Source organism: Vitreimonas sp. (genome assembly GCF_036392335.1).
Taxonomy (GTDB): domain Bacteria; phylum Pseudomonadota; class Alphaproteobacteria; order Caulobacterales; family Aquidulcibacteraceae; genus Vitreimonas.
On sequence record NZ_DASVYD010000036.1, the window covers coordinates 1 to 18,494 of the forward strand.

Consider the following 18,494-nt stretch of genomic DNA (forward strand, 5'->3'; position numbering starts at 1 on the left):
GAAGCGCCGGCGCTGACGGCAATTCAGCGAAGCCGCAGGCCCCCTGGCGCACCCGGTCCGCCCCTCGAGCTATCAGAAAATCGACAATTTCTACACCGCGACCGTTTATGAGAAGGGCGGTGAAGTCATTCGCATGCTGAAACGCGTGATCGGCGCCGACGCCTTCGCGCGCGGCATGCAACTCTATTTCGAACGTCGCGACGGCACGGCCTCAACAGTCGAGGATTTCATCGCCTGCTTCGAGGAAGCCTCGGGTCAGAGCCTAAAGCACTTCATGAAATGGTATGAGCAAGCGGGCACGCCTGCGCTCAGGGCGCGGAGCGCATATGACGCCGCAGCGCGCACGTTCACGCTGACTTTGAGCCAGCACACAGCCCCCACGCCCGGTCAGCCTACTAAGGAGCCGTTGCCGATCCCGCTGCAGATTGGGTTCATCGCCAAGGATGGCGTCATCATCGCCTCAAAACGGGACGGCGACACCATCTCCCGCGTCGAACACCAAATCGTCCTGACCAGCAACGAGACCACGCTGAGATTCTCGGACGTGGTGGAGGAGCCCATCCCAGCGGTGCTGCGCGGCTTTTCGGCGCCTGTTACGCTGGATGACGACCTCACGATCGATCAGCGCCTGGCGCAGATGGCGCACGATCCCGATCCCTTCACGCGTTGGGAAGCGGGGCAGTCGATCGCGCGCGACATCATGCTCGGTGAAGCCCCAGGCGCCGCCCCCGCCCTCGCCTCCGCGCTCGGGCGCGAATTGGATCGCGCGCAAGAGGACCCCGCATTCGCCGCGCTCGCGTTGCGCCTGCCCGATTTGAACGAGTTGTTGCTCACCGCGCAAAATCCCGATCCCGAAACCCTCTATGTCGCCCGGGAGGCCTTGCGCCGCACCGTCGCCTCCACGCTCCGAGACAAGCTGACGCCGCTCGCCAGCGCGCGGAGCGAAACGCCGTTCTCGCCTGGCGCCGAGGCGGCGGGCCGACGCGCCCTCAAAGCGGCGGCGCTCGACCTGCTCTCTTCACTTGGCGCCGAGCAAAGCGACCTTTTCCTCGCTGTGTACGGCAGCGCACGCAGCATGACAGAGTCCGCGGCGGCGCTAGAAGCCCTCGGCGCGTCGGGCAGCGATGCATTCGACACTGCGCTCACGCAATTCTACGACCGCTGGAAGAGCAACCCCCTCGTCATCGACAAATGGTTCGCGATCCAAGCGTCGTCGCCACGCGCCGATGCGCTTGCGCGCGCCGAGCGGCTGCGCACGCATCCCGATTTCAACCTGAAGAATCCGAATCGCGTGCGCGCGCTCGCCGCCGCGTTCGCCATGCGCAATCCGCGCGTTTTCCACAGCGCGGAGGGCGGCGGCTATCGCTTCCTGGCCGCCTTGGTGGAACAGATTGATCCGCTGAATCCCGCGCTGGCAGCGCGGCTGTTGACACCGTTCGAATCATGGAAGCGGTTCGATGGGGCGCGACAGAGCCATGCCCGCACCGCTCTGGAACGCCTAGCCGCGTTAACAAATCTCTCGAAAAATACCCGAGAAATGGTGGAGCGCACACTGGCGTAACCGATGTGACGCTTTCTGGCGACACTTTCCACGCCGGTGGAGTAGACTGGCAGACCGGCTCGACAGAACGTTTACGCCTTCTATACGATTTGCGCTCTTCAGAATTCCGAACGGCGATTCGGGGCGGCCGAAGGAAGTCTTGTGTCCAGTGCTGAAACTCTAACGGCCGCGGGCGTTTCACCCGACAAGGCCAGCCGGCCCTTTATTGTGCTGGTGCTCATGTTCATCGTCGCGTTCTTCGCGGCGATGAGCGCGCAGATCAAAGCGCACCACGACTCCGCCGCCGAAACGATCATCGCCGCGCAGGCCTCGACGGCGGGCCTCATCGCCGAGCGCGTGAATGCCAATCTGGCGCTCACCGCTGGCGCGTCCAATGGCGCGGCCGACCTCGCTGTCAGCGGCGGCGTCGTCGATGCAAACGCCATCGCGACCGCCGCGGCGAGCGCGCCTGCGGCGACGGCGGCGGCGGTTGTCTCGCGCGGCGGTCAAATTGAAGCGCTCACCAATCCCGATCACACGGCGCTAGTGATCGCCGCAGTGCAGGCCTCGCAAAGCGCCGGCGGCAGTGCGTGGGCGGGAGCGCCGTCGATGGGCGAACTCGCGACTGCGCCGACCTTGGTGCAGCGGATCGGCGATCGCTCCCTTGTGACGATAATCGACGCCGCGCGCCTGCTCCCAGAAATCGATAATGACGCGCGGGTGCTGATTGCGACGCCGGATGGCCAGGTCGTGTACGCGTCGCCGGCGCTGCAGAGCGCGGGCGTGCGCTCCCAGCAACAAATCCTGAGCGCAACGCGCGAAAATGGCGGCGGCGCACTGATCAGCGACAGCGCCGGGTCGGCCTGGGTCGCGGCTGAGGCTCCCGCCCACATCGGCGGGTTCCGGGTGATGGTATCCTCGCCGACGCGCACCGATCTCCAGCTTTGGTTTGGCGCCTTGCTCAGTTTCTCACTGGTCGCGGCCGCGCCTCTGGCCGCAATTGCCGTGCTTTATCTGCTGATGCGCCAGAATGGCCAGCGCGCACGCCTTGCCGAAGCCGAGGCCGCGCGCGCGGAAACGCATTTCCGTATCGCTGCCGACGGCGCCAAGGTTGGCGTCATCGAATGGCGTCCTGGCGCGGACGAAGTTCAATTGTCCGAGCAAGCCTCACGGCTGCTCGGCGCCCCCGGCGACACCCTGAGTTTGCGCGAGTTGCTGGAACTTGTGGTCAGCGAGGATCGCTTTGGCGTCGAAGAGGATTTCCGCCGCACGCGCGAGGCCGGTATGCTCGACGCCCGCTTCCGGGTGATGCGCAACGGTGCGTTGGCGTGGATCGAGGTGCGCGGCGCGGCCGTCGAAGATTCCAGCGGCCGCAGCGAGATGCGCGTGTTCGGCACCGTGATTGACGCGACCCAGCGTTTCGAGGCCGAGCAACGCGTGTCGCATTTGGAGCGCCAGTTGCGCGCGGCGATCGAGAACTTCTCGGGTCCGTTCGCGCTTTGGGACACACGGCGGCGGTTGCTGCTGTGGAATCAGAGCTTCGCCGAAGCCTTCAGGCTCGGCCCAGAAATCCTGCGCCAGCGCGCTTCGTACGAAGCGATCGCCGCCGCCTCGATTCCCGCGATCCGCCGGGAAAAGCATGAGCCGGACAATCCGGACGTGCGCGTCATCGAGCTTGCGAGCGGTCAATGGCTGCACATCGTTGAACGCCGCGCCGCCGATGGCGGGCTGATCACGGTCGGCGTCGACATTACGCCCCTCAAACGCCAGGAACTCGAGCTCGCGCGCAACGAGAAGCGCCTGTCGGACGCACTGACCCGCGCCGAAAGCCAAGAGTACCGGATCAAGGCTCTTGCCAAGGAAGCGCACGAAGAACGTCAGAAGGCCGAAGAGGCCAGCCGCGCCAAGAGCACCTTCTTGGCCAATATGAGCCACGAACTGCGGACGCCGCTGAACGCCGTCATCGGCTTCTCGGAAATCATGTCGAAGGAATTGTTCGGCCCCATCGGCAACGAGCAATACAAGCAATACTCCAGCGACATTTTTGACAGCGGCAATCACCTGCTCGATCTGATCAACGACATTCTCGACATGGCCAAGATCGAGGCGAACAAGCTCACGCTGACACCGCGTCCGCTCGACCCGAGCGTCGCCATTGATCAGGCGGTGCGTCTCACAAAACGCAAGGCCGAAGAAAAGGGCCTCTCCATCGTTGTGGATGCAGAGGACCTACCGGAAATCGAAGCCGACCATCGCGCCGTGAAGCAGATTCTGCTGAACCTGCTCTCTAATGCTGTGAAATTCACGGATCACGGCGCGATCATGGTGCATGCCCGCGGTACAAACACGGGACTGACGCTGCGCGTTGTCGATACCGGCTGCGGCATCCCGCCCGAGCACTTGCCGCGCCTCGCGCGCCCATTCGAGCAGGTCGAAGAAGAACTCACACGCAACAATCACGGCACGGGCCTCGGCCTCGCGCTCACCAAATCGCTCGCGGAGATGCACGGCGGCAAGCTCTCGATTCAGAGCGAGGTTGGCCGGGGCACGATCGTCACCGTGACGCTGCCGCGCACCTTCGGGGGTCAGCGCGAAGCAGAAGCCACCGCCGCGGAGTGATTAATTAGGGCGTCAGCGTGCCCTGCTGCTGGCGGCGTTCTTCGCGTCGCTCGCGGAGGCGCTCCCGGATACGCTCGCGCCGTTCTTCAGGCGTCAGGTTTTGCATTTCCTGCAAGCGCTCCTGCGCCGCTGGCGCCCGCGTGGGGGCGGCGTCCGCTTCATCAATCTCACCTCGACGGGTCGCAGGCACCGCGTTGCGAAGCGCCTCGAGTGCGATCGCCCGCTCCTCCGGTGTCAGCTGCGCGAACGCGTCGATCATGTTGTCATGGAAAACGCCGATCGCCGCTTGATCAGCGGCGCGCATGCGCGCGAACGCCGCCTTCACGCCAGCTGCGTCGAACGGCTCGCTGCCAACCGCCGCGAACGCATCACGGCGCGCATTGCGCGCCTCGATGCGCGCCGCCCGGGTCTCCGTCCACGAATTGACCAGTTCAGCGCGGATCTTCACCCGCGTCTCGGATGGCAGCGCCGCCATGAACGCGCGCGGCGCAGGCATGCGCGCCACCATCGCCTCCGGATCGTCGCGTTGGACGCGAACTCCGGACGCCAACGCGCCGACAATGCCGCCGATCACCAGCAGATTGACCGCCACTGAGACAAAAAGCAGCGTGCGCCAAGGAAAACGTCGTTCGCTCATCCTTCATCTCCGGCCATGGGCGCTTCAAACGCCATGGCGAAATAGGAATCGTCCTCGATCGGCGCCGGGGCCAACAAGCCGCCGCCATAGCCCAGAACGACACCGAACACGGCGCATGCCGCCAGCGCCAACCACGCCCGCCGATCGAACCCTTCGCTGCGCCTCGGCGCCGCCGCGAGGATGCTAGCCGAGAGGCCCCCAAGTTCTGGCGTGGCGACAGCGTGGGAGAGCAGTGCGTCGATCTCTTGCGCGGCCTTGAGTTCCTCGTCCAAGTCGGCGCGGTGGCGCTCTAGGAACGCGTCCGCTTCCGCTCGCTCCTCTTCTGGCCAGCGATTCCTGTCCGCGCCATAAGCCGCCAGCAATGTCTCGAACCGTGCACGGTCCATCGCTCTGTCCTCACACCGAGGAGACGCCGCCGGCGTCTCCAATCAAATCCGCTGCGACATCCGCCAGCGCCGCCTTCAATGTGCGTCTGCCGCGCGCCAACAGCGATTCAAGGGCTTCAACGCTGATCCCAAGCATTTCCGCCGCCGCAATGTTGCTGAGCTCCTGAAAATGCACCAACACGAGCGCCGCGCGCTGCCGCTCCGGCAGTCCGGCTAGGGCTGTATGAACTCTCGCCTCGCGCTGACGCGCAAGCCATTGCTCGGTTGGCATTGGGCGATGGTCGGCCACGTAGAGCCCAGCGTCCGGATCGGACTTTTCGCGTCTACGGCGCAGGCGGTCGTAGCAAAGGTTCAGCGCGACGCGGTGCATCCAGGTTTCGAACTTGGCTGCGCCCGGCTTCCAGCGCGGCGCCTCGCGCCACACCCGTAGAAACACCTCCTGCGCCACATCCTCCGCTTCGGCGCCGTCATTCAGCATGCGCCGCGCGAGACCGATCATTTTCGGCAAATGCCGGCGCACCAATGCGTCCGCGGCACGGGCGTCCCCGGCCCCCGCGTTCCGGACGAGTTCTGCGTCCGGATCAATCATTCGCGCTCGGCCCTCCTTCGTCAGCTCAGCCGCCGAAGCGACGCACGGCTTGCATTTCCTGGCTGCTGATCACGCCGTCATTGTTGGAATCGAGGCGATCAAACGCGCGATAGGGCGCCGACATGGCTTCGTCACGGCTTATGCGCCCGTCATTGTTGGCGTCGGCGTCGCCAAAACCGCCGCCGCGCATACGTCCGCCTTGGCCGTTGCCCATGGCGTTGCGCTCGGCCTCGCTGAGCTGGCCGTCCCCATTTGTGTCCGCACGGTCGAAAGCGATCGCGCGCGCCTCGCGCGCCTCTGCGCGTGTGATCGCGCCATCGCCATTGAGATCGAGCGCCGCGATCCGCTGAGCCATACCGCCCGCCTGAGCCCACGCTGGACTCGCCATAAAACAGACCGCCAGTATCAACCACGTCTTCCGCATAGAGAACTCCGTCTTTCGCCCTCTAACGGCCAAGAGGCCGACTTCCGTCGCCCAGCACGCCAACGATTTGCACAAAGCGCTCCCGAACGGCCGCCTGCATCACGCGCACGGTAGCCTCGAGGGCATCCAGATCCGATACGCCAACCAGGTTCATTAACCTTGGCGCGACGTCGATTACGAATTCACCCGAGCCGCAGATCCGCAATATCTGCTGCAGGTCGCTCCAGAGGCGCCAAGCCTCGGTAAGGTCGCCGTGGGCGTCCGCCGCCAGCACGCCCGCTTCCTTGAGTCGATCCAGCGCCTCTCCGGTATTGGCGACGAGGACCTCTCGGTGCGCCGAAGCGTAGATCAATTGCAGCGCCTGCGCGATGAACTCGATATCGACGAATCCTCCGGGCGCCAATTTCAAATCCCAAACGCTGCGTCCCGCCCGTTCGCGTTCCATCAACCCACGCATATTCGCGACGTCCGCGCGCACCTTCTCAGGGTCCCGCGGACGGGCCAGCGTGTCGTGCGCGATAGCAGTCACCCGCGCGGCGAGCGCGTCGTCGCCGGCAACGGCACGCAATCGCGTCAAGGCTTGCAACTCCCACGTCCAAGCCTCCTCGGCGTAATAGCGCTCAAATGACGATAGCCGCACCGCCACCGGACCCTTGGAACCTGAGGGCCGGAGTTTAGTGTCGATCTCGTAGAGCGCTCCTTCCTCCGTCGGCGCCGAGAGCGCACTGATGAGGCGCTGCGTTAGGCGCGCATAGAACTCGCCAGAGGTGAGCTTTCCGCCTGGCTCCTCGGTCGATGCCTCATAGACAAGCATGACGTCGAGATCAGAACCTTCCGCCAGTTCGCGGCCGCCGAATTTGCCCAACGCGAGCACGACAAAGGCGCCGGGTTGCGGTCCGTACATCCGCTCGACTTCACCGAGCGCCGCATCGGCCATGGCGCGCACGCAAGCCTCCGCCAAATCGGCATAAGCAGCGCCGGCGTCCTGTGCGTTGGCTACATTGTCCAAGACCTGCACGCCGATACGGAACGCTTCCTCGCGCTGGAAACGACGCGCAGCGTTAAGCTTGGCTTCAAAGCTTTCGGCGTCAGACAAGCGCTCCTGCAGCTGCCGCGCCAGCGCGCCCGGCTCATCCTGCGCAAGGGGGATGGCGAAACGTGGTTCGATCAACGCGTCCAGCAAGGCCGGGCGCCTCGCCAAAGCATCGGCCAAGCGTGGCGCGAGCGTCAGAATGCGCGCCAGCAGATCGAGGAACGAAGGCCGCGCCTCAAGCAGCGACAGCACCTGCACGCCCGCGATCAAGCCAGAGAAAAAGGTCTCGAAGCGCGCGAATGCCTGGTCCGGATCGCCAGCGGCGGCGAGCGCACGGAGCAAGCGCGGCGTCAGTCGCGTCAACAACTCGCGCGCCCGCTCCGAGCGCATGGCCCGGATACGGCCATGGTGCCAACCGCGAATGGTCTGGCTGACGTAGTCCGACCGCTTGAACCCAAGTTTTTCGATCGTCTTCAGAGTCTCCGGATGATCTTCGACGCCTGTAAAAATCAGACTGCCCATCGGGTCCGCGAGGCTTTCGCCGCGGCCGAACAATTGATGGTCAATGTCGGACACAATTTTACGCCGCTCGATCAACGCGGAATCGAACGCCCCTAGTGAGTCAAATCCGGCGAGCGCCGCCACACGGGCCCGCACCTCTGCATCACGCGGCACGTGATGCGTCTGCGCGTCCTCCAACATTTGAATGCGATGCTCGACTTCGCGGAAGAACACATACGCCTCATGCAATGCATCGCGCGCGGACGCGGCGATGGCGCCTGCGTCTACCAGCGCATCAAGCGCGGCGAGCGTCCCCTGCGCGCGCAGCTTGCGATTGCGCCCGCCGAGGATCAATTGCTGAGTTTGCGCGAACAATTCGATGTCTCGAATGCCGCCGCGACCGAGCTTAACGTCAAACACCGGCTCGCTCAGTTCGGCGCTCTTGTGCGCCGACAGGATTTGGCGCTTGATGGAGTGTACATCTTCGACGGCGGCGAAATCCAAATGCTTGCGCCAAATGAACGGCTCGAGCGACGCGAGAAAGCCGCGGCCGCAGGTTCGATCGCCAGCGGCGGCGCGGGCCTTGATGAACGCCGCGCGTTCCCAGTTTTGACCGAGATTTTGGTAATAGTGCTCGGCCGAAGCGACCGACACCGCCACCGGTGTTGAGCCTGGATCGGGCCGAAGCCGCAAATCGGTACGGAAAACGTAACCGTCCGCCGTCACCTCCTCCAACGCGCGCACAAGCGGCGCCACGAGACGGACGGCAGCGACGCGCGGCTCACGCGCATTGGTCGTGCGCAGCAGCTCGCTATCGAAGAACACCGAGAAATCGATGTCGCTTGAATAGTTCAGCTCACCGGCGCCCATTTTGCCCATAGCAATGAGAAGAAGCCCGGGCACGGGGCCATCGTCTCCATCGAACGCCGCAAGCGTGATGTCGCCGCGCTGCTCGCCCTCGCGCGCTGCGACCGCGAGCGCCGCGCGCAACGCGGCGTCGGCAAAATCGGTGATCGCGCCCGTCACACGCATAAGCGGCCAATCACGCGCAAGATCGGCGAGGGCTGTCGCCAAATGGACAGCGTCCTTGGCGCGGCGCAGCACAGCCATTGCTTCTTCAATAGGAGGAGGCTCCAGTGCGATCGCGTGCGCTTGGCCCAAAGCTTCGCGCAACAACCGCTCCGCCCAATCCGCCTCGGCCCCTTCAAGCAGGTCCGGCCTGCGCTCCATCAGATGACGTAAATAGGGCGCGTTCTCCACGGCCGACGCGGCGGCGTCGGCCCAGTGTGAGCCCTGCAGCGCCGAGGGCGGCGCAGCTTTGGCCAAGGCGCGAGACACCGCGCGCATCAACGCGCCGCCGCCGCGTCGATGGCGGGCAGCACCAGCGCCGCGCACAGTCCCCGATGGGTGTCATCTCCCAAACCATCGCGCAAATGCAGTCCGCCTCGGTGCAGGCGCGCCACCGCCGCGACCAGACTCAAGCCCAACCCTGCGCCTGGCGAGGAGCGTGCACTCTCCAAACGCACAAAGCGTTCAAGCACGCGCTCACGGTCGGCCGGCGGAATACCCGGGCCGTCGTCCGAGACGGCAATTTCAATGCGCCCATCCGGCCTTCGCACTGCGCGCACCTCCACGTGGCCGCCCTCAGGCGTGTATTTGAGCGCGTTCTCAATAAGGTTGGAGACAGCCTGGGCAAAGAGGCCATGCTCGCCGCTGAGCACGAGACCGTCGCTGATCTCGCCGCGCAAGGTGCGTCCCTGCTCCTCGGCGGCCGGTTCGTAGAATTCCACCAATTCGCGCAACGCCTCCGTCGCATCGATTGGCTCAAAGCGCCAATCCGGGTTGGATTCCACCCGCGCCAGGCGCAGCACCGCCGCGAACATGTCGAGCAGGCGGTCCGCCTCCTCCAACGCCTTACGCAGCGCTTCGCGATCCGCCTCCACATCGGCCGGCGCGTCGAGCGCGGATTCCAGACGATGGCGAAAGCGCGTTAGCGGCGAGCGCAGATCGTGCGCAATCGCGTCGCCAGCCGTGCGCGAGATGTGCATTAAGCGCTCAAGCCGGTCGAGCATGGCGTTGATCGCAAGCGCGAGTTCGTCCCACTCGTCGCCCTCGCCGCGAACCGGCGCGCGCCGCGTAAGGTCGCCCGACATTACATCGCGCGTTGTGTTGGTGAGCGCCTCAACGCGTCGCGAGGCCAGCCAAGCGCCGATCAGGCCGCTAGCGACCGAAGTCAGCAGCCCCAGCAAGGCGACGGTCCAAAGCGCGCGCGTGATGCGGCCCGTGATCAGCGCGCTGTCTCCCAGATCGCGCGCGACCAACAGGATGGGCCCGTTGAGCAAACGCCCGACCTGCCCGCGCGCACGCCCGCTTTGGTCGGCGCCGCTTTCGTCCGTGCGCTCAAAATTGAAGTCGAGCCGCTGTACCGCGTCGCCGACGGGCACAGCCGGCAATTGCTGAAAATCCCCTGTGATGACCGCGCCGTTGCTTTCGGCCAGTACGTAGAGCAGCGGCCCTTGGCGCGCTGCGCGTTCGACGACTTCCTGGTTCAACCGACGAATGCCGCCTTCGCCATAAGCGCGCTCAAGCGCGGCATATTCTTGCTCGGCCAAGACATCAGAATCGGCGTTGAGCTGGCCGATCGTCGCCACGTAGATGTAGACGAGAAGCGCGACGACAAAGGCGAGCACAATCCCGGCTTGCACCAAAGCAAGCCGGAACGTGGTGGTCCGGAGAAGCGCGAGGCTTGGCCTCATGCCTCCAGTCGATAACCTGAACCTCGCACCGTGTGCAGCAGGGATTGCGCGAAATCGCGATCGATCTTCGAGCGCAGACGCGAAATATGCACGTCAATCACGTTCGTTTGCGGATCGAAATGATAATCCCACACGTTCTCAAGCAGCATCTTGCGCGTCACCGTCTGACCCGCATTCCGCATGAGATACTCGAGCAGCCGGAATTCGCGCGGCTGAAGGTCAAGCTTCTTGCCGCCGCGCTTCACGGTGCGGGCCAGCAAGTCCATCTCCAGATCGCCGACCTGAAGCCGCGTCTGCGCATCACGGTCGCGACCGTTCCAGAGCGCTTTCACGCGCGCTAATAGCTCGCGCGTCGAATACGGCTTGCCAAGATAATCATTGGCGCCAGCCTCAAGACCTTCGACGCGGTGATCCTCATCATGCAGCGCCGACAGCATCAACACCGGTGTCGACAATCCTTGATCGCGCAAATCCTTGATCACTGCGGTGCCGATCTTCTTCGGCAGCATGCGATCGAGCACGATGACATCATAGCCGCCGCTGAGCGCCATCGACTCGCCCAACTCGCCATCGGCCGCGATCTCGACGTCGTGTTCGTCCGCCGTCAGCGACGCCTTGAGGCTGGCGGCCATATCGGCGTCATCTTCAACGAGAAGTACCCGCATGCGTTCTCCCTCACCGGTTATTCGCTGACCTCTGCGGCAATGAAGCGGCGGCCCGCGCGGCCATCCACCTGCAGCAGGAGCGGACGGTTCGCGCGGCGCGCGGCGTCAACCGCGGTGCTGAGCTCCGCGGCGGTACGCACGCTGCGGCCGCCCGCCTGCAGAATGATGTCGCCAACGCGGATGCCCTTGCTCGCGGCATCGCTGTCCGGCTCGACGGCGGTGACGACGAGACCTGCTTCATTCGCGCCGAGTTCATAGCGCGTGCGATCCTCTGACGTCGCTGGGCGCACCGAGACGCCCAACGAGCTTTGCGCAACACCGGGGGCGCCTTCTGGCCTGGTTTCTGGCGGGGTTGCGTTCGGCGCCGGCGTGTTCGCGGCGAGCTGCTGCTCAGACGGACGCTCCTGCAGACGCAGGTTTAGCGTGCGGCGATTGCCACCGCGCAGAATTTCCACGCGCGCGTTAGCGCCGATCGCCGTGGCCCCCACGCGCTGCGTCAGATCACGGCTGTCTTCGATGCGCTGTCCGTTAAACGTCAGAACAACATCGCCCTGTTGCAGGCCCGCGCGCGCCGCCGGACCGTCCGGCACCACGCTAGCAATCAGTGCGCCGCGCGGTTCGTCCAGGCCCAAGCTGCGGGCGATGTCTTCATCCAGTGGCTGGATAGAAACCCCGATCCAGCCGCGCGATACGCGGCCGCTCTGCAGAATTTGCTGAACGATGCTGTTGGCGGTGTTGGCGGGAATGGCGAACCCGATGCCCACATTGCCGCCCGTCGGCGAGAAGATGGCGCTATTCACGCCGATGACGTTGCCGGCGAGATCGAAGGTCGGGCCGCCCGAATTGCCGCGGTTAATGGGCGCGTCAATTTGCATGTAATCGACATAGGCGGATGAACCCGCATCTCGGCGTCCCATGGCCGAGACGATGCCCGCCGTGGCAGTGCCGTCGAGCCCGAACGGATTGCCGACGGCGACGACCCAATCGCCGACGCGCACATGGCTGGCGTCGTCGAAGGTCACATACGGGAAACGGCCGCCGCCGCGCACGCGCAGCACGGCGATGTCCGTGGCTTCATCGGAGCCGACGATGTCAGCCGGGAGGTCGCGCCCTTCACTGGTGCGGATGGTAATCTCTTCCGCGCCTTCGATAACGTGATGATTGGTGACGATCACGCCGCTCTGATCAATGAAGAAGCCCGAACCGAGCGAAGTCGGCGCAGGGCCGCCAGGCCGGCCAGGTCGGCCCCGGAAGAATTCCTCGAACCCCGGCGGCAACCCTTCGACTTGAGGCCCAGTCGCGGCGTCGGGGCGCTGGCGCACAGTCACGGAGACCACGGCCGGACGCACACGCTCAATCAAGTTCGCGAAGCTCATCGGCGCCCCGCTCGGCGGCGCGATGGCGGTCGGGTTGATCTCCTGGGCGTTGGCGCCATTGGAGAAAACCATGGGCGCGCCAGCGAAGCCCGCGAACAGGGCGATCGCGCTTCCGCCGGCAATCAGCGTGCGACGGAGGAACTTTACGGTACCAGCTTCAATCATCGAGACCCTCGAAAGGACGTGGGGCAGCCTAACCCGGACAGGCGCTTACACCCAACATAAGCTCATGTGTCGGTCCCGTAAGGGCCGTTTTGGGCGAAGTTGCGATCAATTGAGGCGGCGGCAGGCGCCTTTTTTTAGGCTCAACGCCGCCAGCCACGACGAAACACCCATGAGGTGCGACGCTTAGCGTTCACCCTCTTCCGGCGTCAGCGGCGCGCCGTCTGGCCGCACTCGGGCCCGGATCGAGAGAATTGCCCACAAGCCGATCAAAAAAAGCAGCACCGGCGTCGCCCACAGCAACCAGGTACGGGCGTCCACCGGCGGCCGAAATAGGACGAAATCTCCATAACGCTCGCGGAAAAAATCGCGGATTTCCGCGTCGCTGTCCCCCGCCGCGACCCGCTCGCGAACAAGCGTCCGCATGTCGGCGGCGATCTCCGAGGTGGATTGCGCGATCGGCTCATTCTGACACTGGACGCAGCGGATCTCCATCTCGAGCGCATGCGCCCGGGCATCCTGCGCGGGATCTCCCAACACGGCGGGCGCAGCAACGGCGAGAAGTATGGCCGAAAGGCTCATGGCTTCACCTTCCGGCGCCGCGCCAGCGCGAGCAAGCTCAACGCACCGCCCAGCGCCATCATGGTCGCGCCGATGAAGATGAGGTGCACGAGCGGATTGTAATAGAGCCGCACCGTCCAGCCCGAACCGTCGCGACCAGCCTCGCCTAGCGCGACGTAGAGATCGCCGTCTAGACCGCTGAGGATGCCAACTTCTGTCGTCGGCATCGGCGAGGTTGGATAGAAGCGCCGCTCGGCGGACATACGCTGCACCTCGCCGGGGCGTTCAACGCGGAAGTTCGCGCGCGTCGTCGAATAATTCGGCCCCTCGGTCTCCCCCACCTCCAGCAATGTTACGCGGCGACCGATGAAGTCTACGCTGTCACCCGGGTTCATGACGGCGGCCTGCTCTTTACGAAAAGCGGTCTCGGCGATCGCGCCCACGGTGAGCACGCCGGCGCCAATGTGTGCGGTACTCATCGACCAAACAGCGAGAGGCAGCAGTGCGAACTTTCGCAGCGCCTTACCTTCGCCGCGCTGCACGCGCGTCCACAGATAGATCAGGCCGCCCGCGATCAACCAGACACCGAGCGCCAGACCAATCGCCGGAAGCGCACGTCCGTTCGCGAGCACCAGCGCGGCGATAAGAGTGAGCGCCGCAAGAATGGCCGCGGGCGCGAGTTTCTTGGCGGAGTCGCGGAAATCACCAACGCGCCAAGACAACATCGGCCCGAACGGCAACAGCAAGAATAACGCCCCCAACAGGGGCGCAACCGTCATGTTGAAAAACGGCGGTCCAACAGAAATCAGGCCGCCGCCCATCGCTTCCACGAGCAGCGGGTAGAGCGTGCCAATCAGCACGACGCCGGCAGCGACGGCCAAGCCAAAATTATTCCAGACCAACATGCTCTCGCGGCTCACGGCGGCAAAGCCCGTGGGCTGCGCCAGTTTGGGCGCACGCCAAGCGTAGAGCGTGAAGCCGATACCCAAGGCGATCGCCAACAGCACAAGCACTGCAATGCCGCGGCGTGGATCGACCGCAAAGGCGTGCACCGAAGTGAGCACGCCGGAGCGCACCAGGAAAGTGCCAAGCAACGCCAAGCCGAACCCCATGATCGCCAGTAGGATCGTCCAGCTCGCGATCGAGCCGCGCCGTTCCGTCACGATGGCGGAATGCACCAGCGCGCACGCCACGAGCCAAGGCATGAAGCTCGCGTTCTCAACTGGGTCCCAAAACCACCAGCCGCCCCAGCCGAGTTCGTAATAAGCCCAATACGATCCCAATCCGATGCCAAGCGTGAGGAAGGTCCAGGCCGCAAGCGTCCAAGGTCGCAGCGCCTTCGCCCAAGCTTGATCCACCCGGCCTTCGATCAGCGCAGCGATCGCCAGCGAGAACGGCACGCTCAGACCAACATAGCCGAGGTAGAGCAGAGGCGGGTGCGCGGCGAGCGCGGGGTCCTGCAGCAGCGGGTTAAGGCCGCTGCCCTGCATGGGCGCCGGATCGAGACGGGCGAACGGGTTCGACAGAAAGAGCGTGTAGATCAGCGCACCGGCCGTGACGAAGCCTTGCACGCCGATCGCACGCGACCAGAGGCCGTAACTCTGCTCGCCACGGCGAAGCGCCAGGATCGCGCCGAACAATGCTGACACGAAGCACCACAAGAGCATCGAGCCTTCATGGTTCCCCCACGTGCCGGCTATTTTGTAGATCAGCGGCTTGTCGATGTGCGAGTTCGCGGCGACCGCGCCGACCGAAAAGTCCGACGTCACGAACGCATAAACCAAGCACGCGAACGAAATCGCGCACGCGAGCGCCGCGGCTTGCGCGATTGCCGCCGCGGCGGCGGCGCGCTCGTTGTGCCCCGTGGACACAAGGCCGAGTCCGCCCTGCGCCAAGCTCAGCGCGAGCGTCAGCGCCGCCGCGAATGCGCCAATCTCAGCAATCATTGCGGCGTGTCGCCTTTCCATTCGCCGCGCTCTTTCAGCGCCTCGGCGACCTCGCGCGGCATGTAGGTTTCATCGTGCTTGGCCAAGACGCGCTCGGCTTCAAACGGTTGCCCCGGCGACCATGTGCCTTCGGCGACGACGCCCTGCCCTTCGCGGAAGAGATCCGGCAGGATGCCTTCATAGCGCACCTCCACCGCCGTCGCGCCGTCGGTAATGGTGAACATGTTTGCGCCGTCGTCCGCGCGACGCACGGTGCCTTCCACCACCAAGCCGCCAAGCCGGACACGCTGTCCCGGCTGCGCGCGCTCCGAAAGCTCCGAGGGCGCGACAAAGAAAGTCACCGAGTCCCGGAGACCCACGAACGTAAGCGTTATGGCCCCGACCAGGACCGCCCCGGCGGCAGCGATCATCATCAAGCGTTGATCTCGGCGGCGCATTATTCCGCTCCCTCGCCTGCACTCATCCGACGCGCCATTTCGCGGCGCGGGTCGTCTTCGCTCATACGCGCGTACGCCTCGCCCCAATATGTACGCGCGTCCGCGTCGCGCCCCGCCTCCATCGCCGCCATGGCCTGATATATCCACGGTGCGGGATCGTTGGTGAGTGCGCTTGCCTGCTGAAACGCTGCGAGCGCCTCCGGCGTGACCCGCCCTTCGACGCCGACAATAGCACGACCAAGTCCAAGCAATGCCTCGGCCATGCGCGGTTGACGCCGCAACGCCATGTCAAAAGCGCGCGCCGCCTCCTCGGCGCGGCCCTGATCCAGCAGGAGCTGGCCGGTGTAGAAATAAGGCAGCGGATCGTTTGCGTTCTCACGCGCGGCTTCGTTCAGAATCGCAAGCGCTTCGTCGACGGTGTAGGTGCGCGGATCGCGATCCTTCAGCGCCTCAAGCCGCGCCGCATACGGCGAGTCCGGCAATTCCGGCCGGCCGATGATCAGATACGTGCCAAGCGCGGCGATCGCGACGGAGCCGCACACGGCCAGCGCCGGCAACGGCGAACGCACGCCGCCGCCCGCGCGGCGATACGCGGTGAGCGCCCAATACGCCGCGCCGGCCGTCATCACGGCGGCGATCGCCAGAACTGCAATCTGTGTCCACACGGAAGCGTGCCTAGCCTTGTTTGGGGCGGCGCGAAATCCGTTCGGACGCCGCAGGTCTTGCGCCTAGTCCGTAGCCGGCAATCTCAGGCGCGCTTTGAGCCCGCCCAATTGACCGCGCTCAAACAGCAGTTCGCCCGCATAGAGGTCGACCGTTTCCTTAAGTATGGAGAGCCCCAAGCCCTGTCCGGGCGCTGCTTCATCCAGTCGCGCCCCGCGCGCCATGGCTCGGGCGAGTTCCTCCTCCGAGAGGCCTGGGCCGTCATCCTCGACCACGATCTCGAACAAGCCATTGCTTTCGAACGCCGGCAGCAGGCGCAGCACCACTTGGCTCTTGCCATACTTGCAGGCGTTGTCGACCAGATTGGCCACCATCTCCAGCAGGTCTTCGCGCTCGCCGCGAAAAGTTACGTCGCCCTCGGCTTCGATGGAAATGTCGACGGCTTTCAGGTGATCGTATTTCTGCTCCATCATGAAGACGAGATCTTCGAGGTTCTGCAGCACCGGCGTGCGGTAAGCGATCGTCGGCGCCTGTGCGCCCGCGCGCGCCTCGGCCCGCGCCGCGACTCGTGCGCGGCGAAGCTGGCGCTCGACGAAGGCTTCCATCTCCTCGATCGACTGGCGCATGACGCCGTCATCGGATTGCCCTTCGGCGGCTGCGTTCTTCAGCACCGCGATCGGCGTCTTCAGCGCATGCGCCAAATTGCCGACATGTCGCCGCGCCCGCTCCACAACCTCACGATTATGATCCACCAGCGCGTTGAGTTCCTGCGCCACCGGCTGGAGTTCCGCGGGATAGTTGCCGCCGAGCCGCTCGCTGTCGCCACGCCGCACGCTGGCGATATCACGCCGCAAAGCGTGTAAGGGCTCCAGCCCAACGCGCACTTGGATGAGCGACACCGCCGCAACCATGATCGCACAGAATGCTACGAAGAGGGCAAACGCAAAGCCCACCACGCCGGCGGCGGGCGCGAGGATGGCGTCGGGCGTCACGCCCACCAGGAAGAGGTACCGCCCTTCGAGCTGCGGTATCTGCTCTACGCGCGCCACAATGCGCAGCTTTTCCCTGTCCGGCCCCTCAATCGTGAGGAATTGCGCCGTGCGCGGCGCGTCCGGCGCGATGAGATTGGCTTGGATTTTTGGATCAAGCGGGATCGCGACATCGAAGAGCGACGGCGAAATCACCTGCACCTCAAGCAGGCCGTCATCGTGAATGCGCGCAATCTGATAATAGCGCCCGCTCAGCGGCTGCAAGTAGCGCGGATCGTAGGGCAAATCCTGCAGCGCCAATTCGCCAGCGAGCCCCGGCCCAGAATTGCCGACGAGATTATTGGCGACGCTCTCAAGCTCAGGATCGATCAGCAGCCGCAACATCTGCGCGTTGAATTGCGCGTAAGCGACCCAGCCCATGCCAACGAGGCCAATCACGCTCACGACCGCGATTGTGATCAACCGCGCCGCCAACGACCGGCGGATCAGCTCGCGGAAGCGCGTGAAGAACCCGCCCGTCGTTTGCGTCACTGCTGTTCCGCGGGATTGATCAGTCTGTAGCCCAGGCCTTTTTCCGTAATGATACGGTCCGTGCCGATCTTGCGGCGGAGAATGCCAATGAACACTTCGATCGTGTTCGAGTCGCGCTCGTGATCCTGGCTGTAGATTTTCTCGGTGAGTTCAGCGCGTGAAACGATGCGGCCGGCGTGGTGCATCAGATAATCGAGCACCTTGTATTGATACGCCGTGAGCTTCACGGGCGCGCCATTCACAGTCACCTGGCCGGTCGCCGCGTTCAGGCGCAAATCACCCACTTCAAGCACGGCCGATTGGTGATCCGTCGTGCGGCGCACATTGGCGCGGACACGCGCGAGCAGCTCCGCCATATGGAAAGGCTTGGTCACGTAATCATTGGCGCCGAGATCCAGCCCTTCGACCTTTTCACTCCAGCGATCGCGCGCCGACAGAATGAGAACGGGCATGGTGCGCCCTTCCTTGCGCCACGCCTTCAGCACACTCAGGCCATCCACCTTGGGCAGGCCAAGATCAAGGATGGCGAGATCATAGGGCTCGGTTTCACCGAGGAACTGCCCGTCCTCGCCATTGTCGGCCGTATCGACCGTATATCCAGCGTCGCCCAACGCCGATGCGAGCTGCTCCCGCAGGTTCTTGTCGTCCTCGACCACCAGCAACCGCATGCGCGTTATTC

Annotated in this window: 16 protein-coding genes; 2 read left to right on the forward strand and 14 right to left on the reverse strand. The window is 64.6% G+C overall.

Annotation, left to right across the window (positions count from 1 at the left end):
• Positions 1 to 43 precede the first annotated feature (43 nt).
• Positions 44 to 1,561 (forward strand): DUF3458 domain-containing protein, encoded by a 1,518-nt coding sequence (locus VF769_RS08305; protein ID WP_331008015.1) that lies wholly within the window; start codon positions 44 to 46, stop codon positions 1,559 to 1,561.
• A gap of 141 nt (positions 1,562 to 1,702) precedes the next feature.
• Positions 1,703 to 4,159 carry a PAS domain-containing sensor histidine kinase gene (locus VF769_RS08310; protein WP_331007925.1) on the forward strand — a complete coding sequence of 819 codons (2,457 nt, stop codon included), beginning with the start codon at positions 1,703 to 1,705 and terminating at the stop codon, positions 4,157 to 4,159.
• A gap of 4 nt (positions 4,160 to 4,163) precedes the next feature.
• Here the strand turns inward: VF769_RS08310 and VF769_RS08315 are convergent, their stop codons facing one another.
• From VF769_RS08315 to VF769_RS08380, 14 genes are all read right to left on the reverse strand, one after another.
• Positions 4,164 to 4,796, reverse strand: a complete 633-nt coding sequence (locus VF769_RS08315) for a periplasmic heavy metal sensor (RefSeq protein ID WP_331007926.1) — start codon at positions 4,794 to 4,796, stop codon at positions 4,164 to 4,166.
• The gene (locus VF769_RS08320; RefSeq protein WP_331007927.1) at positions 4,793 to 5,182 is read right to left on the reverse strand and encodes a hypothetical protein; all 390 of its coding nucleotides are present in this window, start codon (positions 5,180 to 5,182) and stop codon (positions 4,793 to 4,795) included. Before VF769_RS08320 ends, VF769_RS08315 begins: the two co-directional genes overlap by 4 nt.
• A gap of 10 nt (positions 5,183 to 5,192) precedes the next feature.
• Entirely contained in the window at positions 5,193 to 5,795 is a 603-nt protein-coding gene (locus tag VF769_RS08325; RefSeq protein WP_331008016.1) for an RNA polymerase sigma factor, read from the reverse strand.
• A gap of 1 nt (position 5,796) precedes the next feature.
• Complete coding sequence (locus VF769_RS08330; protein ID WP_331007928.1) at positions 5,797 to 6,126, reverse strand: hypothetical protein; 330 nt, start codon at positions 6,124 to 6,126, stop codon at positions 5,797 to 5,799.
• 91 nt (positions 6,127 to 6,217) lie between these two features.
• On the reverse strand, positions 6,218 to 9,076 hold the full coding sequence (locus VF769_RS08335) for a bifunctional [glutamine synthetase] adenylyltransferase/[glutamine synthetase]-adenylyl-L-tyrosine phosphorylase (protein WP_331007929.1): 2,859 nt from the start codon (positions 9,074 to 9,076) through the stop codon (positions 6,218 to 6,220).
• Positions 9,076 to 10,485 (reverse strand): sensor histidine kinase, encoded by a 1,410-nt coding sequence (locus tag VF769_RS08340; protein ID WP_331007930.1) that lies wholly within the window; start codon positions 10,483 to 10,485, stop codon positions 9,076 to 9,078. The genes VF769_RS08335 and VF769_RS08340 overlap by 1 nt, the downstream gene beginning before the upstream one ends.
• Entirely contained in the window at positions 10,482 to 11,150 is a 669-nt protein-coding gene (locus VF769_RS08345) for a response regulator transcription factor (protein WP_331007931.1), read from the reverse strand. The genes VF769_RS08340 and VF769_RS08345 overlap by 4 nt, the downstream gene beginning before the upstream one ends.
• Positions 11,151 to 11,167: 17 nt before the next feature.
• The gene (locus VF769_RS08350; protein WP_331007932.1) at positions 11,168 to 12,691 is read right to left on the reverse strand and encodes a Do family serine endopeptidase; all 1,524 of its coding nucleotides are present in this window, start codon (positions 12,689 to 12,691) and stop codon (positions 11,168 to 11,170) included.
• A 183-nt stretch (positions 12,692 to 12,874) separates the two neighbouring features.
• A complete protein-coding gene (locus tag VF769_RS08355) occupies positions 12,875 to 13,270 on the reverse strand; it encodes a cytochrome c-type biogenesis protein (protein ID WP_331007933.1) in 396 nt (131 codons plus the stop codon).
• Positions 13,267 to 15,195: a heme lyase CcmF/NrfE family subunit gene (locus tag VF769_RS08360; RefSeq protein ID WP_331007934.1), complete on the reverse strand. Its 1,929-nt coding sequence runs from the start codon at positions 15,193 to 15,195 to the stop codon at positions 13,267 to 13,269. Before VF769_RS08360 ends, VF769_RS08355 begins: the two co-directional genes overlap by 4 nt.
• On the reverse strand, positions 15,192 to 15,632 hold the full coding sequence (gene ccmE / locus VF769_RS08365) for a cytochrome c maturation protein CcmE (protein ID WP_331007935.1): 441 nt from the start codon (positions 15,630 to 15,632) through the stop codon (positions 15,192 to 15,194). The genes VF769_RS08360 and ccmE overlap by 4 nt, the downstream gene beginning before the upstream one ends.
• On the reverse strand, positions 15,632 to 16,297 hold the full coding sequence (locus VF769_RS08370) for a tetratricopeptide repeat protein (protein WP_331007936.1): 666 nt from the start codon (positions 16,295 to 16,297) through the stop codon (positions 15,632 to 15,634). The genes ccmE and VF769_RS08370 overlap by 1 nt, the downstream gene beginning before the upstream one ends.
• Before the next feature lie 63 nt (positions 16,298 to 16,360).
• Positions 16,361 to 17,815 (reverse strand): sensor histidine kinase, encoded by a 1,455-nt coding sequence (locus tag VF769_RS08375; RefSeq protein WP_331007937.1) that lies wholly within the window; start codon positions 17,813 to 17,815, stop codon positions 16,361 to 16,363.
• Entirely contained in the window at positions 17,812 to 18,483 is a 672-nt protein-coding gene (locus tag VF769_RS08380; RefSeq protein WP_331007938.1) for a response regulator transcription factor, read from the reverse strand. Before VF769_RS08380 ends, VF769_RS08375 begins: the two co-directional genes overlap by 4 nt.
• Positions 18,484 to 18,494 lie beyond the last annotated feature (11 nt).